At 54.3% G+C, this 26218-nt stretch carries 30 protein-coding genes; 12 read left to right on the top strand and 18 right to left on the bottom strand.

The features are described from left to right. Positions 1 to 65 precede the first annotated feature (65 nt). The 4 genes from ACAM27_RS07000 to ACAM27_RS06985 form a co-directional block, all read right to left on the bottom strand. Positions 66 to 494, bottom strand: a complete 429-nt coding sequence (locus ACAM27_RS07000; protein WP_369612747.1) for a hypothetical protein — start codon at positions 492 to 494, stop codon at positions 66 to 68. Between the two features lie 22 nt (positions 495 to 516). Then, positions 517 to 1455 (bottom strand): DUF4124 domain-containing protein, encoded by a 939-nt coding sequence (locus tag ACAM27_RS06995; RefSeq protein WP_222196847.1) that lies wholly within the window; start codon positions 1453 to 1455, stop codon positions 517 to 519. Positions 1456 to 1561: 106 nt separating this feature from the next. Continuing rightward, positions 1562 to 3319 (bottom strand): DEAD/DEAH box helicase family protein, encoded by a 1758-nt coding sequence (locus ACAM27_RS06990; protein ID WP_369612746.1) that lies wholly within the window; start codon positions 3317 to 3319, stop codon positions 1562 to 1564. A 62-nt stretch (positions 3320 to 3381) separates the two neighbouring features. After that, positions 3382 to 4257, bottom strand: coding sequence for a metal-dependent hydrolase (locus ACAM27_RS06985; protein WP_369612745.1), 876 nt, complete (start codon positions 4255 to 4257; stop codon positions 3382 to 3384). A gap of 181 nt (positions 4258 to 4438) precedes the next feature. Between ACAM27_RS06985 and ACAM27_RS06980 the strand changes: the two genes are divergently transcribed. Next, positions 4439 to 4717: a YebG family protein gene (locus ACAM27_RS06980; RefSeq protein ID WP_022992826.1), complete on the top strand. Its 279-nt coding sequence runs from the start codon at positions 4439 to 4441 to the stop codon at positions 4715 to 4717. Between the two features lie 36 nt (positions 4718 to 4753). Here the strand turns inward: ACAM27_RS06980 and ACAM27_RS06975 are convergent, their stop codons facing one another. Continuing rightward, positions 4754 to 5236, bottom strand: coding sequence for a peptidylprolyl isomerase (locus tag ACAM27_RS06975; protein ID WP_011786404.1), 483 nt, complete (start codon positions 5234 to 5236; stop codon positions 4754 to 4756). 96 nt (positions 5237 to 5332) lie between these two features. Here ACAM27_RS06975 and ACAM27_RS06970 point away from each other — a divergent pair, with 96 nt between their 5' ends. Beyond that, positions 5333 to 5929 carry a DUF938 domain-containing protein gene (locus tag ACAM27_RS06970; protein ID WP_369612744.1) on the top strand — a complete coding sequence of 199 codons (597 nt, stop codon included), beginning with the start codon at positions 5333 to 5335 and terminating at the stop codon, positions 5927 to 5929. Between the two features lie 22 nt (positions 5930 to 5951). Here the strand turns inward: ACAM27_RS06970 and ACAM27_RS06965 are convergent, their stop codons facing one another. Genes ACAM27_RS06965 through ACAM27_RS06955 form a run of 3 tightly spaced genes read right to left on the bottom strand, consistent with a single transcriptional unit; the run spans position 5952 to position 7333 of the window. After that, positions 5952 to 6263, bottom strand: coding sequence for a helix-turn-helix transcriptional regulator (locus tag ACAM27_RS06965; RefSeq protein ID WP_011786406.1), 312 nt, complete (start codon positions 6261 to 6263; stop codon positions 5952 to 5954). Between the two features lie 15 nt (positions 6264 to 6278). Further along, the gene (locus ACAM27_RS06960) at positions 6279 to 6632 is read right to left on the bottom strand and encodes a type II toxin-antitoxin system RelE/ParE family toxin (RefSeq protein WP_041656461.1); all 354 of its coding nucleotides are present in this window, start codon (positions 6630 to 6632) and stop codon (positions 6279 to 6281) included. Positions 6633 to 6688: 56 nt separating this feature from the next. Then, positions 6689 to 7333: a cold shock and DUF1294 domain-containing protein gene (locus tag ACAM27_RS06955; protein ID WP_114435471.1), complete on the bottom strand. Its 645-nt coding sequence runs from the start codon at positions 7331 to 7333 to the stop codon at positions 6689 to 6691. 114 nt (positions 7334 to 7447) lie between these two features. Here ACAM27_RS06955 and ACAM27_RS06950 point away from each other — a divergent pair, with 114 nt between their 5' ends. From ACAM27_RS06950 to ACAM27_RS06930, 5 genes are all read left to right on the top strand, one after another. Further along, positions 7448 to 7792 carry a PBPRA1643 family SWIM/SEC-C metal-binding motif protein gene (locus ACAM27_RS06950; protein WP_094623786.1) on the top strand — a complete coding sequence of 115 codons (345 nt, stop codon included), beginning with the start codon at positions 7448 to 7450 and terminating at the stop codon, positions 7790 to 7792. Between the two features lie 28 nt (positions 7793 to 7820). Continuing rightward, entirely contained in the window at positions 7821 to 8255 is a 435-nt protein-coding gene (locus ACAM27_RS06945) for a DUF3010 family protein (RefSeq protein ID WP_114435472.1), read from the top strand. Positions 8256 to 8324: 69 nt separating this feature from the next. Then, positions 8325 to 8648, top strand: a complete 324-nt coding sequence (locus tag ACAM27_RS06940) for a type II toxin-antitoxin system RelE/ParE family toxin (RefSeq protein ID WP_114435473.1) — start codon at positions 8325 to 8327, stop codon at positions 8646 to 8648. Further along, entirely contained in the window at positions 8645 to 8938 is a 294-nt protein-coding gene (locus tag ACAM27_RS06935) for a helix-turn-helix domain-containing protein (protein WP_114435474.1), read from the top strand. Before ACAM27_RS06940 ends, ACAM27_RS06935 begins: the two co-directional genes overlap by 4 nt. A 63-nt stretch (positions 8939 to 9001) precedes the next feature. Next, complete coding sequence (locus ACAM27_RS06930; RefSeq protein ID WP_369612743.1) at positions 9002 to 9559, top strand: nucleoside 2-deoxyribosyltransferase; 558 nt, start codon at positions 9002 to 9004, stop codon at positions 9557 to 9559. Between the two features lie 117 nt (positions 9560 to 9676). On the opposite strand, the gene ACAM27_RS06925 is transcribed toward ACAM27_RS06930, so the two are convergent. After that, positions 9677 to 12052: a glycerophosphodiester phosphodiesterase family protein gene (locus ACAM27_RS06925; RefSeq protein WP_369612742.1), complete on the bottom strand. Its 2376-nt coding sequence runs from the start codon at positions 12050 to 12052 to the stop codon at positions 9677 to 9679. Between the two features lie 218 nt (positions 12053 to 12270). On the opposite strand from ACAM27_RS06925, the gene ACAM27_RS06920 reads away from it, so the two are divergent. Next, positions 12271 to 13452: an AAA family ATPase gene (locus tag ACAM27_RS06920; protein WP_369612741.1), complete on the top strand. Its 1182-nt coding sequence runs from the start codon at positions 12271 to 12273 to the stop codon at positions 13450 to 13452. Between the two features lie 69 nt (positions 13453 to 13521). Here the strand turns inward: ACAM27_RS06920 and ACAM27_RS06915 are convergent, their stop codons facing one another. Together ACAM27_RS06915 and ACAM27_RS06910 are read right to left on the bottom strand one after the other, a co-directional pair. Next, positions 13522 to 14088 (bottom strand): hypothetical protein, encoded by a 567-nt coding sequence (locus tag ACAM27_RS06915; protein WP_369612740.1) that lies wholly within the window; start codon positions 14086 to 14088, stop codon positions 13522 to 13524. A 48-nt stretch (positions 14089 to 14136) separates the two neighbouring features. Next, positions 14137 to 14466, bottom strand: a complete 330-nt coding sequence (locus ACAM27_RS06910; RefSeq protein ID WP_014422345.1) for a hypothetical protein — start codon at positions 14464 to 14466, stop codon at positions 14137 to 14139. A gap of 336 nt (positions 14467 to 14802) precedes the next feature. On the opposite strand from ACAM27_RS06910, the gene ACAM27_RS06905 reads away from it, so the two are divergent. After that, positions 14803 to 15363, top strand: coding sequence for a TIGR00730 family Rossman fold protein (locus ACAM27_RS06905; protein ID WP_369612739.1), 561 nt, complete (start codon positions 14803 to 14805; stop codon positions 15361 to 15363). A 225-nt stretch (positions 15364 to 15588) separates the two neighbouring features. Here ACAM27_RS06905 and ACAM27_RS06900 read toward each other — a convergent pair whose 3' ends face one another. The 3 genes from ACAM27_RS06900 to ACAM27_RS06890 form a co-directional block, all read right to left on the bottom strand. Next, positions 15589 to 15891, bottom strand: coding sequence for a hypothetical protein (locus tag ACAM27_RS06900; protein WP_114435478.1), 303 nt, complete (start codon positions 15889 to 15891; stop codon positions 15589 to 15591). 27 nt (positions 15892 to 15918) lie between these two features. Then, complete coding sequence (gene trxC, locus ACAM27_RS06895; RefSeq protein ID WP_369612738.1) at positions 15919 to 16359, bottom strand: thioredoxin TrxC; 441 nt, start codon at positions 16357 to 16359, stop codon at positions 15919 to 15921. Between the two features lie 254 nt (positions 16360 to 16613). Further along, positions 16614 to 17666 (bottom strand): NAD(P)-dependent alcohol dehydrogenase, encoded by a 1053-nt coding sequence (locus tag ACAM27_RS06890; protein WP_369612737.1) that lies wholly within the window; start codon positions 17664 to 17666, stop codon positions 16614 to 16616. A gap of 514 nt (positions 17667 to 18180) precedes the next feature. Here ACAM27_RS06890 and ACAM27_RS06885 point away from each other — a divergent pair. Beyond that, on the top strand, positions 18181 to 19089 hold the full coding sequence (locus ACAM27_RS06885) for a bestrophin family protein (RefSeq protein WP_369612736.1): 909 nt from the start codon (positions 18181 to 18183) through the stop codon (positions 19087 to 19089). An 11-nt stretch (positions 19090 to 19100) separates the two neighbouring features. Here ACAM27_RS06885 and ACAM27_RS06880 read toward each other — a convergent pair whose 3' ends face one another. Both ACAM27_RS06880 and ACAM27_RS06875 read right to left on the bottom strand, forming a co-directional pair. Further along, a complete protein-coding gene (locus tag ACAM27_RS06880) occupies positions 19101 to 19478 on the bottom strand; it encodes a thiol-disulfide oxidoreductase DCC family protein (protein ID WP_369612735.1) in 378 nt (125 codons plus the stop codon). A gap of 206 nt (positions 19479 to 19684) precedes the next feature. Then, positions 19685 to 20332 carry a hypothetical protein gene (locus ACAM27_RS06875; RefSeq protein WP_369612734.1) on the bottom strand — a complete coding sequence of 216 codons (648 nt, stop codon included), beginning with the start codon at positions 20330 to 20332 and terminating at the stop codon, positions 19685 to 19687. A gap of 165 nt (positions 20333 to 20497) precedes the next feature. Between ACAM27_RS06875 and ACAM27_RS06870 the strand changes: the two genes are divergently transcribed. Together ACAM27_RS06870 and ACAM27_RS06865 are read left to right on the top strand one after the other, a co-directional pair. Further along, positions 20498 to 20758, top strand: a complete 261-nt coding sequence (locus ACAM27_RS06870) for a hypothetical protein (RefSeq protein ID WP_369612733.1) — start codon at positions 20498 to 20500, stop codon at positions 20756 to 20758. 83 nt (positions 20759 to 20841) lie between these two features. After that, complete coding sequence (locus ACAM27_RS06865; protein ID WP_369612732.1) at positions 20842 to 21588, top strand: NYN domain-containing protein; 747 nt, start codon at positions 20842 to 20844, stop codon at positions 21586 to 21588. Positions 21589 to 21662: 74 nt separating this feature from the next. On the opposite strand, the gene ACAM27_RS06860 is transcribed toward ACAM27_RS06865, so the two are convergent. Beyond that, positions 21663 to 23180 carry an ATP-binding protein gene (locus ACAM27_RS06860; RefSeq protein ID WP_369612731.1) on the bottom strand — a complete coding sequence of 506 codons (1518 nt, stop codon included), beginning with the start codon at positions 23178 to 23180 and terminating at the stop codon, positions 21663 to 21665. Between the two features lie 134 nt (positions 23181 to 23314). Next, positions 23315 to 26038 (bottom strand): DEAD/DEAH box helicase, encoded by a 2724-nt coding sequence (locus tag ACAM27_RS06855; RefSeq protein ID WP_369612730.1) that lies wholly within the window; start codon positions 26036 to 26038, stop codon positions 23315 to 23317. Positions 26039 to 26218: the final 180 nt, after the last annotated feature.

Genomic DNA, 26218 nt, shown 5'->3' with positions numbered 1-26218 from the left:
CAATGGTTTCCATCCGATTGTTGCCGCCATTGGTTTTCGGTTCTGCCCCCTGACAACGGCAGACCCTAGCTCGAGATGGTTTGACACGCTCCCATAGCCTGCGCCTTCACGTACTCACAAAACGCCTCGACATCCGGGTTATGGAATTCGTCCGAAATAAACTCACTGGGAATCAGCCCTTCATCCCAGCGCGTTGTCACCAGTGTCACCTCAGGGGTGGCGTGATCGTCTGAATAAATGCGGACCACTGCCGTAGTTTGATGAATGTACAGGTCCCGGAGTGGTCGACTGCAACGCAGGCTGTCTGCAGGCTGGTCGGCATGACACTGATACCCCGAGCCGGTGAAGAAATCGCGGGCAACCGACAACAGCTCCCCTGCTTCCTGCCCGGCAGACGAGGATAGATGAATGGAACGGGGCACGTCCCCGATCACGTTGGTGCAACCCGACAGCACAAGCGCTCCGGCAGTCACCAATGATTTGAAAACCTTCACAACAATGCCCCCGCCTAAAGTGTCAGAACGCAAACCGCACCGAACCCTCACCCTGGGCATGCAGCCAGCGTCGCCAGTCCAGGCCCAGCATGTTGACCCCGCCGATGTAGTTGTCGTCTACCAGGTAATACGAGAGTGTGCGGTCACCTCGGTTGAAGTTATGCATCAGCCGCACCAGAAAACTGCGGCGCGTGGGCTTGGCAAGCAGGAAGTAGACAAACTGGCCAGCCTGGGCACGTACGCTGCCGCTACCAGACATATCTGAGTGTCGCCACTTGTTGCTGGGCAGCTTCAGGAATTGGTCGATGCCGGTTAACCGACCCTGTTCACGGGCTTTAGCGACAATCCATCGGTTTTCCGGGTGGCTCTCGAAATACAGGCCGGCGTCATCCCGTTCCAGCATCTCCATCTGCTCGGCAAGCCCCTCGTTCAACCAGGCGGGAGCGTAGGGGACGATGGAATTGACAACCGCATGACTGACCTCATGCTTGATGGTCCTGAAGGTGCGTTCCCTGTCCTCCTGAATATACACCACGATCTGATGCTCAGATGGCATGTACAAACCGTAGGATGCAACCGCCCAGCCCCTGTCCCGTTGAATCAGGTAGTTCCGGTAACTGGCCATATCCTTGAAAATCAGAATATTAACCGGCACCGTCCGGTACATATCGAAAGACAGCACGCGGTCGAAAAACTCGTAAACATGGTTCACGCCATCGACAATCTGCTGGTTTTCCTCGGCGGTCAGCTCCAGATCAACCGTTTCAATGCGGATTTCAAAACGCGACCATTCGGAGGCCCTGGGCTTCACGTCAACCACTTCCTGTTTAACGCTATGGTCCTGGCGGTCGCTGAAGTGCACCTTGCCGTGCTCATCTACCCATTTGTAGATCTTTGCATGCCCTGCCGTCGCTCCAAGTAGTAGCAGCACGAGCACCGTGGTTTGAAAGGTAGCCGACATGATCCGAGTAGACACCGCTTAAAAGCTGACAGATGATTATATCCGAATCATACAGGGCGATAGACCAGAAGGCATCCAACGCGCCACCGTAGCGTCGCTTAACCAGTCAATAGGCCTTACGATACTGCCCCCGATAATCGAAGATTCGCTCCTGCACTTGCCAGTATTGCTTCTGCTTGCGGGCAATCACGAAATCCGGCACGGGTAACAGCACCTGCATTTCCAGCACCTCATTTGCCCGGGCAAAGACTTTCGGAGCCTGGCCATTGGCAAACCGTCGGCCAAACAGCTTGTTGAACACGGCGCGCTGGCCTGGCTTGCTGAAATCGAAAGACTCCCGGAGTTCCTCCCCGTCTTCTCCGTGGTAGGTCATCCGAAGTTTCTGGCCTTCTCCCGCCAGAGAAATGCCGGCACAGCGGATGACCATGGCATCCTTGAGCTTCAGGGCATCCCGCAGTTGATCATCCGGGTCGATAATCCCCTGGTGGCAGTGCCCGCAGTTGCGGGCAGCGATGTCGTTCTCACCACCACAATGTGGACATTCCTTGAAGCGGAACCGGTAGTCGCATTGCTGTGGCCGCCCAGCGTCATCTTCTATGGCTTCCAGCAGACCCTGGCACCGGCGGCCATAATGCTCAACGACACGACCGTCGCTGTCGGTTTTGCCCCAGAAGATGTTGGCAAAACCGCAGCCCGGGCAGAACACCTGCACCGGTTCACTGTCGGGGTTGGGCTTCGGTTCCCCAACTTCCGGATGATGCAGATTGACATGATTGCCAGCGTAATCAATCACCAGGCAATCCCGTTTCCCCTCATCCAACCGCAAGCCTCGGCCGACAATCTGCTGATACAGGCTTACAGACTGAGTAGGCCGCAAGATGGCGATCAGGTCCACATGGGGGGCATCAAACCCGGTCGTCAGCACAGACACATTCACCAGGTACTTCAACTGCCGTTGTTTGAAGCGCTGGATCAGCTGGTCGCGATCTCGCAGATCAGTCGCGCCGGTCACCAGGGCGGTTTCCTGCTCGGGCAAATACCCGGCAATTTCCTGCGCGTGCTGCACTGTCGCCGCGAAAATCATCACCCCCTGGCGCTCGGCCGCCATCTCCATCACCTGTTCGATGATGGCACGTGTCACCCGCTGATGTTTGCTCAACAACTGGTTGACGTCTTTCTCGGCGTATTCGCCAAAACGGTCCTGCGTCAGCGTGGAGAAATCGTATTGGGCCACGGCGGCGTTGACCAATTCAGGCCGGGTGAGATAGCCACGGTTGATCATGTAGCTCAGGGGCAGTTCGTAGATGCAGTGCCGGAAAGGCTTGTCCTGTTCGTCATCAGAACCACGAACAAAACCCCGGTAGTGGTAACGATAGATCCATCCCATGGCCAGGCGGTAGGGAGTGGCGGTGAGCCCAAGCACCTTCAGGGAGTCATTCTGCTGCCGTAAAAGCTCAATGATCCGCTGGTACTGGCTGGTTTCCTCGCCACTCACCCGGTGGCACTCATCGATAATAACCAGCGAGTATTCATCCCGGAACTGGTCCAGATTCGCCGCCACCGACTGCACGCTGGCAAAGGTCACCTGATGGTGGTTCTCCTTGCGCTTTAGCCCAGCAGCATAGATGCCCCCCGACAGACCATAACTCTGGTACTTGGCGTGATTTTGCTCCACCAGTTCCTTCACATGGGTCAGGACCAGAATCTTTCGGCGCGCAAGGCGAGCCAGCTCGGCAATCACCAGGCTCTTACCGGCACCGGTCGGCAGCACAATGACCGCAGATTCATCCGATTTACGGAAGTGGTTCAGCGTGGCGTCGACGGCTTCCTGCTGATAGGGCCGAAGCTGGAAAGGAGCATTCATGTTGCCGGACTTAGATCATCAACCCAGTGAAAAGTCCGACATGGTAGCAAATGCGGTGACCGTCAAGCCGCCTTTTTCATCACCGGAGCGAGCCATTTCCGTTTGGCTTTCTCCACCAGATCACGGGCATCGTGATTCCAGGGATGAAAACCGGGGCTGTAGTACTTGAAGTAAGAGGGCAGGAGTTTGCGGAATACACCTGGCTTGCCCCACATGTAATTGAGACCGTTCGCCCAGGATTTCAGGTTGAACAACTGGCCGTCCTCTTTCATCAGTTGAATCAGGTGAATGCCGCTAGAGACCGGGAACAGCACGCTAACCACCATCATCTCGGTCAACCGGACAAACTCGCTGCCTCCGATGGTCTTGTATACGTCGAAAGCCACCGCCTTGTGCTCGGATTCCTCAATCGCATGCCAGGCCCAGATGGGAGCCATACGCGGGTCCATCTCTTCCAAAGCGTCATATTTCAGGAGGAATTCCTCTGCCATCAGTGCCGTGAAATGCTCCACCGCCACCGTATGGGCCAATTGGCGCTCCGGACTCAGGCGCTTGCGCAGCACATTCATCAGCCACAGCACCTCGCGCTCAAGGCGTTTGAGGTTGATGCCGCGCGCCTGCATGTATCCGTTCAGGGCCTCGTGTTCCTTCGAGTGGTGCGCCTCCTGGCCGATGAACGCTCGCACCGCCGCCTTTAGCTCCGGGTCTGTAATCTCTTTCTGATAATGGCGCACGGAGTCAATAAAGAACCGCTCACCAGGCGGGAAACTTGCAGACAGGGCCGCCAGCAACAGCGTTTTGGCCGGATCGTTATCCCACCAATACTTGGGCACGTCTTCCGCCAGGTCAAAATCCGGCTGACGAACTTCGGGAATGGGCGCCTTGGTCTTGGGAGGCGGCGTGTGTTGAGTACCGGCTATGGTTGTTCTGGCGTTCATTTCAGGACTCCGGAGCTGATGTCTGACAATCCATCATACGGGGGCCAGGTCCGGCGCTGGAACAGCAAAAGAGGACAGGATGACGCAGCAAAATACTGTATAAATATACACTATCCGTGATAAGCTGCGATTTCATTAACGGTCTTACCAACCATCATTACCCCGGAGGCGATGGCATACCATGGGCGTAAAAGCACTCTACTATTCCGAGAGGGACGGACTGGACATGGCACTGAAAAACCCGGACAAAATGTTGTTTTCGTCCAAAGCAGAAGCCGATGCCCGAGACAAGGTTCTTGAACTGTCAGAAGAGATTACCACCTTCCTGCAACGTAAGGTCGGCGGCCTGTCTGAAGAACTGGCAGAACAGTGCGCCCTGGCCATTGCGGAAGAAAAAGAATTGTTCACCAAGGCACTGAAAAAGCCGGAACTGCTGAACGAAACCGTCGAAGCCGAGTAGCCCCCGGCCCCACTGGCGGTGATCAGCTGCTTCTGTTTAATGATGATGACCGCCCGGGCCGTGAACGTGGCCATGGGCGATCTCGTCGGCCTCCGCCGCGCGCACCTCAATGATCTCGATATCAAAAGTGAGGGTCTTGCCAGCCATCGGGTGGTTGGTATCCACATCCGCAAACTTGTGGCCAACCTTGGCAACGAGCACATGGCGAGGCCCGTGTTCGGTCTGTACCTGAGCGATCATGCCCGGCTTCCAGCGCTTAGCGCCTATCAGATGTTTGATGGGTACTCGCTGGATCGCATCCGGCTTGCGGGTGCCATAGGCCTTGTCCGGTGACACCGTCACGCTGAACGTATCGCCTGCTTCGCGGCCTTCCAGAGCGTCTTCCAGCCCCCGAATAATGCCACCATGGCCGTGCAGGTAAGCGTTCGGCTCTCCTCCACGAGAGTTTTCCACTTCATTGCCCTGTTCGTCTCTCACGATGTAGTGAAACAGGACCACTTGATTCTTTTCGATTGGCATAGCGTTCTCTGCAATGATGAAAGGCGCCCATTATAGCTGCCTCATGGCCAAAACACCGTTTTATGATACCGTTCAAGGGAAAGGAGAGACGCATTCATGAATAGCCACCTGCCCTATTCCCAAGCCTGCGAAAACAACAAAGCGCCCATCCTGGAAAAGCTGCGTGACGTCTTTACGGCGCCAGGTACCGTCCTGGAAATAGGAACCGGAACCGGCCAGCACGCCGAGCACTTCGCTGCGGCTCTGCCCCACCTGAAATGGCAGCCCACCGACCACCCCAGAGCGGCGCACCTGGCCGTTGCCCGACTGCAACAGGCCGCCTTGCCCAACGTCCTCCCAATCCTTGAGCTGGACGTAAACCAAATGCCATGGCCTGTGCCCGCCTGTCGCTGGGCATTCTCAGCAAACACAGCTCACATCATGGCCTGGGAGGAAGTTGAAAAGATGTTTCAAGGTGTCGGCGCCTGCCTTCAAAAAGACGGTGCGTTCTGCCTGTACGGGCCGTTCAAGCATGAGGGCGGGTTCACCAGCGAGAGCAACAAGGCGTTTGATCAGTCGCTGAAAGCCAAAGCCTCGCATATGGGCATCCGCGATATCGAAGATCTATCGGTGCTGGCCGAGACTACGGGTTTGGCGCTGAAGGACGATTATGCCATGCCCGCTAACAACGAAATGTTGATTTTCAGGCGGTGAGCAACTGAACCTGAAACCAGGCTCAGGCAGCCTGATAAGAACCGGTACCCTCGCCAGCCTCCAAAGTCCAACTCATCCCCAGTGCACGCCCCGCTTTCACAAGTGTGGTAATCGTTACTCCTGTGTCCTTTTCATCTAAAAGGCGGTTAACCACGGTACGACTGGTGTGCATACGCTTTGCCAGTTGGGTTTTGTTCACGCCGGCATGCTCCATTGCTTGCTGAATCTGCCAGACTATCACGCGCTTCAGTGCTTCGGCTTCTGCCTGCTCCAGCGTACCGTCAGATTCGAGCAGATCATCGAGAGTACTCCCGATATGTCTATGCTGTGTCATCGCATTCACTCCCTTTCAGACAAGGTCTTTCTTTCGATCCCTCGCCTTCTTCAATTCTTGATCCGGTGTTCTTTGAGTCTTTTTGATAAAACCATTCAGCAACACCATGTCGCCTCGAAACATCGTGAATATGACTCGTGCAATCCGACCGCCTGAGAGATCACTTCGAACCTCCCACAGGTCAGAATTGGCTTTGCCCGAAAATCCCCTCACCAACGGCATACCCAGAGGCCAGCCATATTCCACCGTTTTCAAATCTGTTCCTATCAGAGAACGATCATCCTTACTCAGGCTCAGAAGCCATTCCTTGACTGGCTCACGGCCGTTGGCCGTTCGATAAAATAAAACTCGTACTATTTTCCCTGTCACACAGTCTCTTCCTTGACACCCAATCGTACCGATTTCGGTACACCGAAACAAATTAATTAACCTTGGAAATTGAATCCTAGAAGCATAACCGGCCTGATCTCCAGCGCCTGCCTGACGAACTCAGCGCCCGGCCACAGTAACAACCAGCAAAGCACTGCGAGATTGAGGACGACATTGAACCAGAAAGACACCTGGTACGAGGTCTTTCTGGTTTTATGGCGAAAGAATTGCTGGCCCACCAGTGCCCCCGGCCAGCCGCACAGGAGTTCAAACAGATGCAACCGCCCCTCGGGGACACGCCTCCTGCCGCTCTCAGCTGCCCCCTTATCGACGGCATACATCAAGAAGGTCACTACACTCATTACGCCATAGGCCGCCGGCAACAGCACTGGCACATAACCCTGAACGTACAACACAGAAACCGCCCCTGCGACTGCTGCGGCAATCAACAGAGCAAACCAAACGCCAGTGGCGACCGCTGCGCTGTGTCTCGCCACGCCAGCGTACTGGAAACTGGACGCCCTCAGCCGCCCCTTCTCATCTTTTGTCTGTGCGTAGACCACCTTGCGGCTGGCCGAGGGCCTGCCCCGGCCCTGATAGGCGCTGATGTGGGCAAACAGACGCTCGCCACCGTTCTCTGGCGTGATAAAACCGAAACCCTTGGCGTCGTTCCATGAGGTGAGTAAGCCTTTTTGATTCACGTGGTGCTTCCTTGATTAGTCTTTTCCGGTTTTCCCTATATCACTGTTTCATCAAGCGTGCTAAAAGATTGCGCCCGGCCGTCGCCTGGGTATTCTCTCCTTCAGGATATCAGCATGTCAGATAAATTTTTCTATAAAGGTCGGCAAGACGCCCGCCAGCACCACACGGCTTACGGCGGCTTTCAGACAAACGCCAGCCAAAAGAGCGGCAGCAAGAAGTACCCACTAACGCTGGTGGTTACCAGTGAAGCACGCAAGAAAGAAGTTGAAGCCCAGGTGGCCGCGGCGAAACTTCACGCGACCATCTCCGTTGATACCCGCGAGGGCGCCGTTGAATCCGTCAACGAGCTCACCGCTATCCTGAATAAAACGGGAACAGTCACCACAGCAAAATCTCCCTCCCGCAACGACGCCTGCACTTGCGGTAGCGGACTCAAATTCAAGAAATGCTGCGGCTGAGAATAACCGGGGCATAGGGGGCATTATTATGATTGTATGCGGAGTAGAACTGACCGGCAGCGATGCGGTGGTGTGTATGCTGAATATGGACCGGGGCCAATTTAACCTGCCGGACAGCAACGTACGCAAGCTCTCGCTACCCAAAAATCACAGCCGGGACGACCTGAAAACGTTTCAGGCCACCTTTGCGGAGTTGATGGCCGAATACGGAGTGGCCACGGTCGCGATAAAAGAGCGGATGCAAAAAGGCAAGTTTGCCGGTGGCGCCATCAGCTTCAAAATGGAAGCCGCCATCCAGTTGATTGCCGACTCTGAGCTGAACGTGACCCTGGTGCCACCGGCCCTGGTTAAATCCACTCTGGCCAACAACCCCGTGCCCATCGCCTTTGCCGACACAGGCCTGAAAGCCTTCCAGGAAAACGCTTTTATTACCGCTTATGTGTCACAGCTTCACTCTCGTTGAGGCGGCTATCAAGATAGTGTTCAAGTCCAGAGTTATCGTATATGATAACCAAAAGGCAAAGGAGCACCCATGGATTGGGAGATTGAATTCTACGACTCAGTAGGCGAAGAGTTGACTAAGATGCCGCCAAAGATTCAGGCCAGAATGATTCGGCTGATGGAATTGATGGAGAAGCACGGGGCCAACCTTGGAGAGCCGCACACAAAGTCTTTAGGTGGTGAGCTGTTTGAAATCCGAGCAAAAGCCAAAGAAGGAATAGGTAGAGGAATCTTCTGCTATATGCAGGGCAAACGGATCATCATCCTGCACGTGTTTGTAAAAAAGGATCAAAAGATACCGAAGAAAGACCTAGAGCTCGCGAAAGAGCGTTTAAAGGAGGTCAAAAAATCATGAACTTCAAACAGTTCAGACAAAAGGCACTCGAAAATCCGGAAGTTCGCCAGGAGTACGATGCCCTCCAGGAAGAATTCAGCCTGATCGACCAGTTGATCGCAATGAGGACTAAAGCAGGCCTTACTCAGGAAGACGTTGCGAAAAAGCTCGGAACCAACAAAAGCAACATTTCGAGGCTTGAGAGAGGCCGTAGCAACCCAAGCTGGGGAACGCTCAACAAATACGCAGCAGCCTGTGGCTTTCGGGTAAAACTGGAAGCAATTGAATACGACCCAGCCTCTCAGCATTGATCGCCAGTCCAATACGGTTTGGATTTGGGCAATTGCAGGACTGAAGCAGGAAACGACTTCGCCATGACAAAACCCAAACGCATCTACCTGGCCGGCCCGGAAGTGTTTTTCCCACACGAAGAACACAACGCCATCGTCGCCGAGAAAAAGCGCCTGCTGCGCGAAGCCGGTTGTGAAGGCATAGACCCACTGGACACCGCCCTGACGTTTTCCGACCAGGAAACGAAACCAACGCGCGGCCACCGAATCTACCAGGCCAACCGCGAACTGATGGACAGTTGCGACGCCATCATTGCCAACCTCACCCCCTTCCGCGGCATCAGTGCGGACCCGGGCACGGTGTTCGAAGTCGGCTACATGATCGGCCAGGGCAAAGCAGCTTTCGGATTCACAATGGACCGCAGGCACTACCGTGAACGCGCGGGCTCAGCCGACCGGGATGAACTAGGCCACAGCATTGAAGACTTCGAGATGAGCGACAACCTGATGATTGAGGGAGGAATTCAGGAGTCCGGTGGCCAGCTACTCGTGGCAGAGCAGCCCGGCGAACACCGGTTTTTCTCGGCTGAACTGTTCCGCCGTTGTGTTCAGGCACTGATAGGCCATAGGCACTCCAGGTAATGGTCTCTGGCGACCGCCGAGTTCTGCCCGAGTAATCTGATATATTTCCGGACTCCAGAAACGCCGAAAACTCAGACGCGTTAAGGCCGGGCCAAATGTCTGGCCCGGCCTTTTCCATCAGTTGATGGTTACCTGCTGGCGAGCTCCTACCAGGTAGTAACTACCACCTTCAGTGAGGGTGTACTCATACAGAGGAACAACAACTGCACTACCCGGGGCTTCAAACACCACCGTACCGCTCGTGTTCGCATAAGAAACCGTGCTTTCCAGAACCAGGAAGTCGGAAGTAGCCGCTGTCATGTTGTTACCAACCTGAGTTGTGACTGTGAGATCCGCCCACAGGGCAGAATTTGCCGCAACTACCAGATCAGATTTAACTGGCTCAACCGTAACCGGATAGTCACTGAACCACTGGGCATAGTCCGTCGTCAGCCCGTGCGTGCCGGCCAGATAGTATTTTTCTGCGTCAGCCAGATTACGGAACGTCCACGGCCAGAAAGTGGTGCCGCGATGTTTTGCTGCTTCCATCACTTCCGGAGCGAGGCTACCGTAGGACGGGTTGAACGTGGACGAATACTGCTGAGTGGCGTTGAGAATCGTCCGCAGGTTCTTTTCCATATTGCTGTCTGAGCTGAAGCCTGTCAGGAAACCGCCAGACACACCGGGCATGACTTCCTGCAACTTAAGCAGTTGGTCAGAGTTGAAGGAAATAACAATCACCTGATCGTGAACACCATGGCGTTCAATGGCCGCTTTCAGGTGCTCAACGATTTCAGGCTTGCCGCTCTTGATCTCAACAAAGTGAACCGCACGCTTACCTTTCAATGCCGTAAAGAACTCATCCATGGTTGGCACAGAGTGGCCACCATCAACAGTAAGGGCCTTGAGCTCTGCCAGCGATTTCTCTTCAACTGCACCGGTGCCATCGGTGGTGCGATCGACAGTGCCGTCGTGCATCACCACAACCTGGTTATCGGTGGTCAGATAGATGTCCGACTCAACGGCGTCTGCACCCAGCTCAACCGCTTTCAGAGCGCCCGCAACGGTATTCTCGCTCACCTGGGAAGGAACGCCACGGTGGCCAACAACCAGCGGTTTTCTCAACAGAGTGTTCTCCGGCAACGCGGTGAAGAACGCAAGCGCCTGGTCCGGGTCCGTCGTCAGAAGGCCATTAACACCCGCCGTCAGAGCATCAACCGTTTGCACATATTCCGGTTGCTCCAGCTGCCCCCAGACGGAGATCAGGCGGTTCTGGATATACTGGACAGACGTTTTGTCCAGCAAGCTTTCCGGCAGAATCGCAATCTTGGCTTTTGACTGATTGGTAGTCTGTACAATGCGCAATAAATCAGCCGGTCCAGCCACCAGGTTCGCATGAGTAAAATCCACGGCAGCCCGAACAAACGGCATTTTTTCCCGCGCGTCTTTCAGCAACTCCTGGTTGTCTGACACCAGTGTCAGGTCGAAGAACTGATGACGTTCAACCACGGGCTTCAGAGCGTCAACGGCAGCCTGGCTGGTTACATACAACATCGGCATAGCGGTGAACTCACCGGCATCCAGCATTTGGTCCAGGTACCCCAGGCTTCCACCATTCTGTCCAGACAACATCAACTGGTCATCCAGCTTAAGGAAAACTGAATTTGCGGGCGACGCCGTCAGATCGCCGGCGACCGGTGAAAGGTTGGTGATGCTCGGAGCCATAGACGCACCGGTCTCCGGCTCAGCCACACTCACCATCGGAGGTAATGGCGGCAACGCCTTCAGCTGTTCCGTAACGGTAACGTCCTCAACCCGCAACAGGCTGCCCGCCGCCTGAAAGCCAACACCGCCCTGTGAGAAATCGCTGTCTAGCACAGAGTCTTGAAGCAGGGTGCCGTTGAGGTACTGTTGAACGCGATCACCGTGAACCACGATGGTTGCAGTATAAAGCTTGGCAGGGTCAATCACTTCCGAGAACCCGGCCTTGTCAACAATGCTCCACTGGCCGGTGTTTCGGAACGCATGCTCCGTCCCGTTGGCGGCCGTCGCGTTCTGGCGAATGGCCATTTGGTAGTAGGGTTCTACTCCCAGACCGGTCCGATATTGCATGCCGACCCAACGAGAAGTAGTGTTCGCCTCTGCAATGGTGAAAGACACTTCAATACGATAGTTTCCCTGGTCCTGCAGGAACTCGGGCAAACGCACGGCCACCGGCGTGTAATTGTTACCGCGGCCATCAACGAACAAGCTTCCCTCTTTTGTGTAGAAAAGCTCTTCCGCGCCATCCATCACCATCCAGCCTTCAGGGAGCTTACCCTCAGCGATGGCTTCGAAGTCTTCATCCAGAAGAATGTTGGGTTCGGGCTCAGGATCTGGATCTGGATCTGGATCCGGTTCAGGATTCGTTACTGGCGGTATTTTATTATCATCACTGCTGTCAGAATCGTCGCTACACCCTGCCATCCCGGTAATGGCCACAAGCATTAACGCTAGAAGGATTACCCTGCTCATCAAGCACTCTCCATATCGGCTTCGAAATGAGCAGGCAGAATAAGCCGCGAAGATGACCCAGCCGTTTCAGAAATAAAACACTCGACTGGCAGCTCGAAACCAACCCACAAACTCCCTTGCAGCCTCCTGGATCTCGTTGATCAACCAAACCCAAAACGTCGGGTCGGATAATGATATGCTCCTCCAACCTTCTTCAAGAAACAGGTTCGGCCCGGATCATGATCAAAGCCTTTGCCGTTTCCAACTATCGCAGCCTCAGAGACGTGGTCGCGCCGCTGGCGGGCCTGAACGTTGTTACCGGTCCAAACGGCTGTGGCAAATCAAACCTCTATAAATCGTTGCGCCTGCTGGCGGAAACGGCAAAAGGCAACCTGATTTCCTCCCTGGCGGAAGAAGGCGGCCTGGACTACACCTTCTGGGCAGGGCCCGGCGAGTTCTCAAGGGAGATGCGGGACGGCTCAGCGCCCGTTCAGGGGACCGCCGGGAACACCCCATCCCGCCTACGGCTGGGGTTTGCCGGCGAAGAATTCGGCTACGCGATTTCTCTTGGGATTCCGGCCTCTACGGGGTTTGCAGGTTATCAGGAACCCAGCATGTTTCAGCTCGACCCTGAAATAAAACGCGAATGTATCTGGGTGGGTGATGTCTACCGCCCAAGCAGTTGTCTGATTGATCGCGTCGGGCCGGTTGTCAAAGTACGTTCAGGGCGGAAATGGGAGGTCTACGACACCCGGCTAAACACCTATGAGAGCATTCTGAGCGAGATCAGTGATCCTGTGGCTGTACCTGAAGTCCATGCCGTCCGGCAGGCCATCAGGCAGTGGCGCTTTTACGATCAGTTCCGCACCGATCAACACTCCAGCATCCGCACCCCGCAAATCGGGACCCGCACCCCGGTGCTGGACCACAATGGCCATAACCTGGTTGCAGCCCTGCGTACCATTCACGAAATCGGCGACCGGGAGGGCCTGCACAGCGCTATTGAAGATGCCTTTCCCGGAGCGAGGCTCGGGTTCAGCACAGACGCAGGCAACCGTTTCGTCCTGGAATTTGAGCAGGCCGGCCTGCTCCGCCCCCTGAATCAGGCCGAGCTTTCTGATGGCACCCTTCGCTACCTGCTGTTGGTCGCCGCGCTGCTTACACCCCGCCCACCATCACTACTGGTGTTGAATGAACCAGAGACAAGCCTGCATCCCGACTTGCTTCCGGCCCTCGGCCGACTGATCATTCGCGCCTCGCGGGAAACCCAGGTGTGGGTTGTTTCCCATGCCCCTCGACTGGTAGCCGCTCTGGAAGCAGACGACGATTGCCATTCCATCGCACTGAACAAAGAGCTGGGTGAAACCCGCATTCTTGGCCAGGGGCTTCTGGACGCGCCCCCCTGGAACTGGATGGATTGACGATGCAGAGAGTCACTAACCCGCTTCATTTAAAGCATAGTCAGCAGCCAGAGCCTCCAGCGTCCTGAATCAGAGGCACGGCCAGTGACGGGACAAATCGAAAAACACACGGCCTTCCAGCTCCGGAACCCTGGACTCGGTGACCGTAAAACCGGTCGTGGACTGCAGAACCGGCGCCTGGGCGGGTATTCCTGAGTGTATGGTGACAGAAACAGGCTTCCCCTCCAGTGTCGCGAAAACGCGCCCCTCCGCCGTCCGTAATCGGATCCGGCATGCCGACTGGTCAAATGACCAGGTGCCGGTAACGTCACTATCCGACAACGGCTCGTACGTCACGCTCTCAAAAACCACCAGTTCGCCTTCGGGATCCGGCACCTCCGGCACACTGGCCTGCAACGAGGTCAGGGTGAAGAGCGAAGCTTGCTCCACTCCGTCTCTAACACTCTCACCACCCCCGGCCAGAAAAAGCCGGTACCGGTCCCGCTGAAACGTCGTGGTCATCATGCTGAACGGAGTGAGTTGCCCGGTTGTCGCGTCAGGGGGTGGCGCCCGGTGTATCGGGTCGTTCGACTTCCGGTATATCTGGCACCCGGACAAAAGGCCAAGCACCAACACCCATACGGTTATACGAATCATGCCCGCCCCAGTGCAGACGCGTTACATTTCGTCAGCAACACAAGCGTCTCAGCAGTTACCCTTTTTCGCCTGCCCCGGTGGGCAGAAATGGCCACGAGACTTCCGGTAAGACCCGCGATCATCGTCATACCGGCGGCGATCATAATCATAATCGCGATCGTGGTCCCGTTGGTCCCGGGTGGTCACGGCCGTTCCCGCTGCCGCACCGACAGCCCCGCCAAGAATCGCTCCGTCTCTGCCACCCACCTCGTTGCCGATGGCGGCCCCCAGTGCGCCGCCAATACCTCCACCCAGCGCGGCGTCGGCGGTATCACCCGCAACGGCACCCAACGAGGTGGCACTCAGAGACAGAAAAACGAGCAGTGATTTCATATTCATGATGTAAATCCCATGGTCCAGTTGGTCTGACTTGTCCTGTATCGCGGGTGGGAGAGCCTGTTCTCAGCGCCCCACCGGGCACCTGTCAGTTTTGAACCATTCGAGAATAACAGAATCACACGAGACGCCACCTCTTACATTTTATTTATACTTCAACAGGTTACGAAGCCTGAACAACTAGCTTCCGGGTTCGGATGCACGATCAACGGCTAGACTGGGCAGACCGGAGGCGGCATTCTATTAGGCTCCGGCACCTAAAGACGCCCGGACCAACCACAACAGAGTGAAGAACTCACTCACCCCTCTGAACCGAATCGATGGAGCCTCGTAAGACCCATGAGAATTGCCGTATTTTGTGGTTCAAGCATTGGTGAAAACCCGGAATTCGCCCAGGCAACCCGTGCTCTGGGGCACTACCTGGCAATGAACGGAGTGGATCTGGTGTACGGCGGTGGCAACGTCGGCCTGATGGGCGTGGTCGCAGACGCCTTTCTGGAAAAGGGCGCTCAAGTGTACGGAGTGATTCCCGAGTACCTGAAAGAGCGGGAGCTGGCCCATCAAGGCCTCACCGAGCTGAAAATTGTTGCCGATATGCACGAACGAAAAGCCGCCATGGCCCGAATGGCCGATGCCTTTGTGGCTCTGCCCGGCGGCGTCGGTACCCTGGAAGAAATCTTCGAAGCCTGGACCTGGGCTCAACTCGGCTATCACGCAAAACCCTGCGCCTTTTACAACGTCCACGGTTTCTACGATAAATTGTTCGAGATGATCTCGAACATGACCGATTCCGGCTTCCTGAAACCGCACCATGCAGAGATGATTATCCACACGGATAACAAAGCGCAACTGCTCTCGGCCATCCAGTCCTACCAAACGCCCAAACTGAAGTGGAGCTGAACCGGCGGGCCGAACCAAACCCCGGAAGACCGTCGGCCTGATTCCTGACCGGCTTTATCACGAACTTTACTCACAAAACCTGTGGATAACTGTGTTGGAAACCTCGGATTAAGCGCCCGGAAGCCCCGCAGCAAAAGGGCTCGGGAAAATTGATGCTAAAACGGGCAATCTCGTGACGATCCACCTGCCATAGCGTTCTCCGATCATCAATTCAATTGATTCAGCCTAGGGCACAAGAGGGTAGGCCGCCCTCACCTGCCTCATCACAATCCTGGCATCCTCCGGCTTCAAACCCTGCTTTCGCAACTGCGGCATCACCATCGCGCCCACCTTCTGGCAACGGGAGCTATCAATTCCGTGCTTTTGAAACACATCGGCAATGGCCTGTGGTTGGACATCCGGATTGGCTTTCAGCAGGTTGCCGATGTCGATGGCACAGGCCTGCTCTTCAGGGGCAGTGTTCTGTTTACTACGCCAGATCAGGACAGCCACGATGGCGACGAAAACACCGATGATCAGAAACTTCATACTAAGGCACCTTTGTCCCGATTTTTCCTAGCGAATACCCTGCGCTTGCAGCCACTGACTGATCTGGGCCTGATTCATGGCGCCACTCTGGCGCGCCACCTCCCGGCCGTTCTGGAACAGAATCAGGGTCGGTATGCTACGAATCGCAAACTGACCGGCCGGCCCGGGGGCTTGTTCCGTATTCAGCTTGGCAAAGCGCACTTTTCCGCGCCAGGCCTTCGCGGCCTGCTCGAACTGGGGCGCCATCATTTTGCACGGGCCACACCAGCTGGCCCAGAAATCCAATAACACGGGCAGATCGCTACGCCCGGTATGGGTAGCAAAGGTCTGCTCCGTTAGCTCCAGAACCTGATCCGGCCAAAGCGGTTGTTTGCAGGCGCCACAATTGCCGCCGGAGGACAACTTGTCGGCCGGTACGCGATTCACTTTGTGGCAATGGGGACATACCAGGTGTCGAACGTCAGTCATGATGAACAGGCCTCTGATTGGCTGATGGTAGAAATAATCAGGGCAGGAGAAGAGAAATCAAGCGGCACGAAAAATCGCATCTCAAGAACACGCATCAACCGCTTTCCGCCACTATCAAAGTAAGTCGGTGTCAGAGGCTCAAGCGCCATGGGACTGTCGATAAAACAATCGGAATTTACAGCGGAAGAATTTGATCGCTTTTCGGGAGGGGTGGTGATGCGCTGAACGAGGCGTTCAGCGCATGCAGAGGAGAATCAGCCTTCGACGGACAGCGCCGACATATCCATCACATAACGGTGCGCAATATCACCCCTGCTCATCACCTCGAAGGCATCGTTGATCTGATCAGGGCGAATCACTTCACAGATAGGGTGGATGTTGTGCTCACCGCAGAAATCCAGCACTTCCTGGGTTTCCTTGATGCCACCAATCAGGGAGCCGGCAACCCGGCGACGCCCCATGATCATGGGCACCGACATGAACCCCTTCATGGGGCCCACCTGCCCCACGATCACCAGCGTGCCGTCGATATCCAGAAGCGGGGTATAGGGTGTTACATCGTGCTCCACCGGGACGGTATCGATGATCAGATCCATGGACGCCGCCGCAGCTTCCATGGCGGCTTCATCGGTTGAGGCCAGAATGCCGGTCGCGCCGATAGAGCGGGCTTCTTCCTCTTTTTTCTTCGAGCGGCTCAACACGGTAACTTCCGCACCCATAGCTACTGCCAGCTTGACCGCCATGTGGCCGAGACCACCCAGGCCGATCACACCAACCCGACTGCCTTCCCCGATGTTCCAGGTGCGCAACGGCGAGAAAGTGGTGATACCGGCGCACAGAATGGGTGCAGCGCGGGACAGATCCAGAGTTTCCGGAATACGCAGCACAAACTCCTCACGCACCACGATGTGCTTCGAGTAGCCGCCCTGGGTGATTTCACCGGAGATTCGATCCGGCGCGCCGTAGGTGGGCGTCATACCGTGACGGCAATACTGCTCTTCACTGTGAGCACATTGGTCACACTCCTGACAGCTATCCACCATGCAGCCAACGCCCACCTGGTCGCCCACTTTGTAATGGGTAACCTCCGGACCGACTTCCAGCACCCGACCGACAATTTCGTGGCCCGGCACCAACGGATAGGGCTGGGGGCCCCAGTCGCCGTTCACCGTGTGAAGATCCGAGTGACACACACCGCTATAAAGAATCTCGATCGCCACATCGTTTGCCCGCAAGGCACGGCGCTCAAAGTGGTAAGGCACCATTTCCGCATCAGAAGAATACGCCGCATAACCGACCGTTTTCATGGGATCTCCTTGCATAATTTCTGGAATGAACAGGAAAATGGGCAACGCGAAGTGCATTGTCCAAGGTATGGGAACATTTTACGGTTCTGGCACTGAAAGGTGCTGTCCGATCCTGTCTGATATTTGCCTGATTCTCTCCAGCCTCGGCGCCAGACGGTCTCAATGTGTTTCGGTTTTCCGAAGTTTTTTTATAGGAATGCGCCCCAACCTATTAGGTTGCCATTCAAATAAACCATCAGAGGGAATCTTGATGACACAGATTATCGAACAGTTTCTCGAAGTTTCGAGCACTTACCTGCTATCACCCTGCGACAGTGACTGCTGCCACAAATCCGCCGCCTGATCTGGTTGCCCCTGAAACCACAGGGTAATGCCAGGCAACGGCCAGAGTGCCGCCCCCTCGTTTAAAAAAGCTTACCCCCTTGTGTAACGAGTGGGTTCTCCGTAAAAAGGCATAGGAATCACAGCGGCCAACCCTCAGGCAAGGCCACCATCAACCCCAGGAGTGTTAACCGTGATTGTTCGCGAACGCCCCGGGCCGCTCCGGCTGATGCTGGCCTGGAAAGGGTCTGTTGTCCCCCACATTCTGCCGCACATTCTGCTTACGGGAATGTTTGCAGCCGCGGTTACCTGGGTTTCGCGCCACCACTACCTCGACGGCATGGTCGACTACACACTTCTGCCGTTCACGATCATGGGCATCGCCCTGTCCATCTTTTTAAGCGTGCGCAACACCGCCACCTACGACCGCTGGTGGGAAGCCAGAAAACACTGGGGGCATATGGTGTACGAATTTCGCAGCCTGGCGCGGACTGGCACCATTTACCTGAGCCCGGAGCGACGCCGGGAGCTTCTGACTCGATGCCTTGCTCACGCTCACCTGCTGCGCGGCCAGTTGCGGGGAGAAGATGTACGGTCTGATCTGCCCGGGTCACTGGCGCCCGAACTCATTGACCAGGCCCTGAGCACCCGCAACCCCGCCGCCTTCATGCTGCACCGGGCCGGAGACGTACTCGCCGAAGCCCACAAGGCGGGCGATCTGGATTCTGTAGCAACCGCGGCCTTAGACCAGCACCTTCATGGCCTCGCGGGCATTCAGGCGGCCTCGGAACGCATTGCCCTCACGCCGTTGCCCTTTGCCTACACCCTGCTGGCTCACCGCACGGCGTATGTGTTCTGCTACCTGCTCCCGTTCGGGCTGGTAGGCGTCGCAGGCTGGTTTACGCCGGTGTTCACCGCCATCGTGGCCTACACGTTTTTCGGGCTGGATCGCCTGTCTGAACAGCTTGAGTTTCCCTTTGGCCGACACACCAACGACCTGCCGCTGGATGCCATCTGCCGCATTCATGAAATCAGTGTTGCCGAAGCCCTGGGCGACCCGGCACCCGAACCGCTGCAGCCGGTCAAATACCAGTTGCAGTAAGGGCCCGGCGGTTACAACGGCATGCGCCCGGTTCGCTCCAGCCGCTCGCTCACCCATTTGTGATACAGCTTTGCCAGCGCTGGCCGAATTACCGGCAAGCCAATCAGCCAGGCAAGCGGTTTCAGCAGCCAGACCCGCGACATCAACAGGATATAGGCATCCAGTTCCCGGTGGATGTTGCCCTGGCCATCTTCCACATGGAGCTCCTGAAGCGCGGCTTTCGGGTCTATACCACGTTCCTCCAACTCCTCGTCACGGCCGGTGATATCCACCCACTCCACCGATTCGCCGGTCCTGCCCGAGAGTCGCTCATAAAGCCTGCGATCCTTGACACAGCTTGGGCAGGCGCCATCGTAGTACACGCGAAGCTGATCGCCTGGTGCCTTCATCGCTATCCCCCCTGTTTGCATCGCATTCATCTGACTACACGATAAAGCACTGCGTGGCTCCCGTTAACCCTTCGGATCTCAGACATAACCCGCCAGAGGCTGTACCATCGCCCTGAAATGCCAGGCGCGTTTCGATCATTGTTTGGCTCGCATGCTTTTAGTTCGTGAGTCTCAGAGACCTCATTGCTCATGGATGGCGCTGCTATTCAGCCAGCAAAAATCAGCACCACACCAAGCCCGTAGAGCACCAGGAATTCGGTCCAGAGACGGCTCAATGATGGCAAGCTGCTCTCGCTCTCCGGCTCGTCCTGCCGGGTATCGCTAGTAACGGAGGGGTACCACATAGGGTTGTCGCCGGCACCCTGTATGAGCCGGGTGCCATAGAAATAGAAGCCCAGCAGTATCGGGGTAACTGGATGGATGTTCCAGACGGTCACATCCGGCAAGGTCGGTGCCAGAAGGAGCAATGCTAGAAGCGCGATCAGCAGTCCGTTCTGCATCATGTTCGGCGCCGAGGCCGCCGCGTGTTCCAGGTTTGCGCGCCGGTAGACCATATCGGCAATAGCCAGGAAAAAGGTCTGTACCGCGATGCCCCCGAGAGCGTTACTCACAGCCAACTCCGGGTGCCCGCGGTAGGCCGCTGTTACCGAGAGCACCGAACCACTGAGGGAGGTCGCGGCCCCCAGAAGCACGGCTCCAGCGGTTGCCTCACCCAGCCCGGTCCGGTCGGCGAGCTGGTCGACCACCCGTGTGATGCGTGTGCCCGCAATTGCAATGACCAGTGCACAGACGCTGAAAACCACGATGCTCTGTAACAGCGTCCAGCTCTCCAGATCCATGATCGGCAATGTCATCCTCCTGTTGCCTTTGAAGCCTACCGCGCAGTCAACGCGAAACGCGCGACAGCAGCCCGTGCGCGTAGCGGGGCAGATAAGAGTCGCTATTGTGAAACATGCCCGCTTCGCGCCCATAGTGGCGACATCCGGTGCAAACGTACAACCCCATGGCTTGGGTATCCCATGCCCATTAGCACTGTCACGGTCGCGGATCCGGCTCTCTCGCCCCAGCAGAGATCACAAATCGCCGAGGCAACCACAGCGTTCCACAGCGCCCAAATGGTGGACATCACAGCTGATTATGTCCGGATCTATCTGCAGTGCATTCCGGCCACCCGGATGATCGAGTTTGGACGGTTTTTGCCAGCACCGGGCGATGAGGCTGAGTGGGAAGAGGTAATGTCTCCAGAAAAGCGGGGCAGCTTGCCCAAACAACAGCAATAATAGATCTGTCCCGGTTTTCCGCGGTTCCGGCTTTACTGCTAGTATTCAGGACCACCATCTGAGACAAGGACAGCTCAAGCACGATGAACAGCAACTACAAAATCGCTCTACTCATCGACTGTGACAACGTCAGTCACCAATCCATCGAAGGAGTACTCCAGGAGCTTGCCAAATACGGTGCCGTGAACGTTCGCCATGCCCACGGAAACTGGAACGGCCCTCAATTGGGGGGCTGGATCGAAAAACTACATGCTAACGCCATCCGGCCGGTTCAGCAGTTTGCCTATACCACCGGCAAGAACGCGACCGATGCATCAATGATCATTGACGCCATGGACCTGCTCTACAGCGGGAACGTCGATGCCTTCGCGCTCATGACCAGCGATTCCGACTTCACGCCTTTGGTAATGCGAATTCTTGAAGCCGGGCTGCGAGTCTTTGGCTTCGGCGAGCGCAAAACCCCCATGCCTTTCGTCAACGCCTGCTCGCAATTCATCTACACAGAGAACCTGCGCGAAGACACGGAGGAACCCGATAACGTCATCAGCGGTGGAACGCCAAAACCAACCGTGGAAACCAAATGGGGCCGTAATCAACTGAGGGGCGACACTGTCCTGGTACGAACTCTACGAACTGCGGTGGAACAGACTGCTGACGATGATGGCTGGGCCCACCTCGGCAAGGTCGGCCAGTACATTTCCAATAACAGCTCTTTTTCCCCCGTAAACTACGGGTACAAGAAACTAAGCGATCTTATCCGGGCCAGTGAGCTCTTCGACATGACGATACGAGATAAGAACGTTCTCTATATCAAAAGCCCGGAAAAATAGATCTGTCCCGGTTTTCTCCACCGGATATTTTTTCCGAGTGCAGTTCCCTGTTAGATGCTACCTCTCCCTGCGACTCAAACTTGGAGAAATAACCGCATAGCTTCGATCGACTCTGTGAGCTCTTCTGCGGTAAACGATACATTCTGGTCGTTCTCAGGATGATGAATTTGATGGCGAATGTACTCCGTAAGAACGATCTGCTGCGATACTGTAGAACCATCCTGGCGGAGACGAATGTACTGACGCTGCGGTTTGCCAGCCTTGTACTCCATCAACCGTCCTTCCGCCTCAATGAACCCATATAGTTCGTTGTGATATTCATAGGAAGCCTCTCCAAAAGCCGAAAAATTCACTTCATTAAGGCTTGGATAAGGTAACTCATGCTCCAGAACAGGTGAGACTCGCTCTTGAGTCTGATCTGAAATCAGGATGATGTTCTCAAACTTCAAACGTTTTACGATCTCGGGGCTGTGTGTTGTGAGCAACACCTGGGTGTTGGGCGATACCGACAGGGCGATCAGAGCATCAGTCAATGCGCGCTGATGTTCTGGGTGTTGAGATGTTTCCGGTTCTTCAATGGCATACACAATATCGGGCAAGTTAGCCTCATTTTGTCTCCTCTCTGCTTCTGCACGGAAGAAACTGATCAACACGAGGCGCTTTACTCCACTCCCTCTTTTATTGATGGGGATATCGTCATCGCCGGTAATAGATACGTTCTTGAAGACATCCGGCCACTTAAGGCTGGCAAAATCAGGAAGGCGAGGATCAAGGGAATTGGCTATGGCTGGGTTCATTTCACCAAGCTTCTGCAGGGTCCTCTGAGCCACCTCTTCCAAACGTGCCTTCACCGTGTCCGAGACCTGCGCCAAGTCTGCCTGAATTTGTGGATCACCGAGGATTTCTCTAACAGCGATTCGCATTGGATCCTGAACTTCATCGTCAGAATCGCTATTCTTTCGATCAGACTGGAACAGCGTGTACAGCGGCATATATGCCTTGAGCTGCTCCCATATGCTCTTGGCGTCAATCTTGGCAACTTCAATTTCGCATTCACTTAGCTGCAAGTTTGCCTGCCCACGCCAGATAGCCCTGCGTAGCTCAGAATTTTTTGTTTTATCCGGGCAATCAAAGCCGCCAGCTTCCAATATCTTCTTGAGGTCAGCGTTCCTCTTCAGAAGTAAGTCAGCACATTCTGGGTTTGCGGGGTGACTGGCCTTAATAAATACCTTTTCCTTCCCCGCATTTGGGTATCTCTTTATGACATGCAGGGTTCCCGCTGACGTTAGTAAGTATTCCTCCTGCATTGTCGTTTGGTTCGTGGCGTCAATAACGATATTTGGAGGAAGATCAGTGAATTCGACTCCAATTTCAATGCAATCCTGCCCTTGAGCAAGGCAATCTTTGTTTATATCGTCCTTGTCAATCTTGACGCATCCCTTACCTTCATTGAAAAAGATGTCCAATGCTTCGAGAATCGTTGATTTCCCAATGTCATTTCGGCCAACAAGAACGAGAAGGTCTTCAACCTGAACCGTCACCGGGCTTGAGTAGCTTCGAAACCGGTTCACGGTTACGGCTTTTATTTTCATCTTGTCCTCCGTTCCATGCAGCCAAGTGGCATCTAAAAGCCGCGCTCTGCGGCAAATTTGGAGCGCAGCGCTAAATCTGTCCGGCAGCAGCGCTTTGTTGCGTCACCTTTCATTATCACATGCCCAGAATGCGCTTATTCTTGATAGGTAGGCTTACCATCTAGTCGGCTCAAGTCACTAAGCCCAGGTTGCTGCAGCCATTCAATAAAATCCTCTGCAGAAACTGAACCCAGTAGCACACGCAAAACGCCCTCAATAAAAACGGTGTGCTCAATCAATGTAATATCATGCGCTCCAGCCACTTTCTTTTTACATGTTTCATCGAAGCGCGGCTTGCCAAGGGTTATACGCCTATAAGCTGGATCAAAGTCCGCGGACTTTTGAAGAACAGCCCACGCTTCTTCTTTTCCAATTAACGGATTTCTTTTCTGAGTCGTTTTGCATTCAATGAGGACCGTTTTGTCACCTAGCTCGAGCATTAAATCTGGGACGTTTTGGCGCTTACCATCATCAACTTCTGTGACTATCCAAGAAGCTTCTTCTTTTAACAGTTTTAATATGGCTTCTTCGTACTCTGTATCAAAGCTCGTACTACAATTTTCGACTAGCTGATCCACACCTACAGTCTGCGCCACTCGAGTGTGGGCATTGGCTAGCCTGTCTTCGGATACACCAGATACGGATTCAACGGCCTCAACCAGAGCCTCTGCACGTATTGGGTTGCGCAGAATGGATGCCAGCTTATCCACTCCACTTAACAGCACATCTTTTAGAGTGGTTATTCCCTGAGCTACTAGGGCCATAGCACGCTGTCGCCCTACACCTGGGACCTGATACCTCTGAGAGACTCGAAGCACATCTAAAGCTTCGGCCGGAGCTCCCCATCGAACCATACGAGTCAGCATCCCCAACTGGTTAGTTACATTTTGGGAGCAAGAAAATTCTGGTACACATGACAACTTTTGAAGTCCGTCCAACACCCAAGCTACATCATTTGAAAGACGATGAATCTGCCCCGACGATACTTTAGTCCTGAATGCTATTTTTCTTTCCTGCTCTCCTTGGGAAAAAAGAAATACTGCATGGGCACATTGAGCAGCGCGAAGATTAGAAGGGTTTAGAGCAGTCAGCAATTCTTGTCCGCGTAGAAAAGAGACAGATTCATATTCTGCAGGTTGAAACGTTAAATAGCGCGTTGGTTTTTCGCCACTAAACTCATCGCACATCACAATTGCATGAATCAACCCAGGTACAACTTGTTCAAATGACTCCTCAAGACGCTCTCGATGGGTGGTCAATAGATTAGAAAACTGCACTGCTGTAGATGGCAATAAACCTGTTGTCGCCGTGATCGCACCAAAATGTGTTACCGCTAACTCGGCCCCCTCAGACACCATCAAATTATGATTTAGTAACCATTCAATTGATTCTCTGGTCTTTGCCTTCAAAATCTGGAGTTTAACTGGATTTTTATCAAGGGTCTGATACCAATAAAATGTATTTTTAAAGAATTCAATAACAGAGTCATAGCTGGCGGCAAGTCCAGCAGAAATAATCGCAAGAACCGTCTTCCTTAAGCCCACTGAAAAATAGCGAGATTCAAGCTCATCATTCTCGGGGAGAACAAGCTGATTGGCATGTTGAAGCTCAACTTGATTCCTCGGAATTATGATAGAAAATCCCTCTGGATGCAGACCTAATCGACCAGCTCTGCCAGACATGTTCCTGTAATCCCATCTGGCGATCCGGCTACCAGCTCTATCTCCCCATTGATATGTTAGTTTCCAGAATACGATTGACCGAAATGGAAAATTTACACCTGCTGCGAGGGTTGAAGTAGCGAAGCAAACATCGATGTCACCTTCTCCAATTCCTCGTTCGATTACTTGCCTTTCTTGCGGGGAAAGGTCAGCAGTATGAAATGTCACATGCCTCTCTGCATGTTCTCTAAGACTATTAGAAGATTCTGTAGGCTCTGAAAAAAGCTCTAGCTGATTGGATAAAGCAATCCCACGGTTTTGCTTAGGGCGACTTCTCGAGAAGGATTCGGCTAGCTGCGTGGCCTCTCGACGCGATTCAGTGAATACAAGAACAGGCCCTCGGCCTAGTGATAATAATCTTGAAACAACTTCCTCCACGCTAGAGGGAGCCTTACTACCAATATCAACGATTTCACCTTGCTCTTGCCCAAATGTTGTTCTAAAGGCCTGCCCATTGAACCAAATTTCTTGATGCAGCGGAATGTCTCGGTGACTACTCGAAACTAACGTACACTCCATCCAGCCAGCCAAGTCTTCTGCATTCTCTACCGTCGCAGTAAGCGCAATAAATTGCCCCATCCCCCGCTGCCGTAATGCTGAACACAACGTTTCGATCTCTGGTCCTCTTCCGTCTTCACGAAGAATCTGAAGCTCATCTGCAATAACCAACGCATCGTGTGATCTGAGCTGACCAGCCAACAGCAACCCTAAGGCCTTTTCGTAAGTCGCAACTGTAAACTGCGCATCTATATCTCCCTCCTCTCTGTCACCAGTATTTAATCCAATTGAAGCTAATGGAATTGGGGCTTCTTCTCCAAAACGCTGACAGAAATCTAGATACTTTTGGTCGGCGAGAGCCTTATGGGAAACAAGATAAATAATCCTCCTGCCCCCACGAAGGCCAGCAAGAGCCGCAAGCTCAGCTACTAACGTCTTTCCTGAAGAAGTAGGTGCACTAACAACCATGCTCTGTCCAAGCATTACGCCTGCTTGTATCGCACGTTGTTGAATATCAGTAAGTTGATGAATTTTCCAACCAGATAATGCATCCTTGATAAAATCATCGAAACCTTCTGCAACTACATCTTGTATTTTCATACTCTTCCTTATCCTTAGTATGTGGCAGAGGCAAATCTGACATAACAGTGATTAGATAGCCCCCTTTATTATTGTAATCATTTGAGCGTCAATAAAAGCTCAGAATCAAAGCGGAGATTTCGTCAATTAAATTTCTTAAATCAATGCACTACGCCACATCAACACTCTGGTCGCGCCGTA

It is taken from the genome of Marinobacter sp. RI1 (assembly GCF_041155085.1).
Classification (GTDB): Bacteria; Pseudomonadota; Gammaproteobacteria; order Pseudomonadales; family Oleiphilaceae; genus Marinobacter; species Marinobacter nauticus.
The sequence above is the reverse complement of the archived record's forward strand: the minus strand, read 5'-3'. Positions and strand labels throughout refer to the sequence as shown.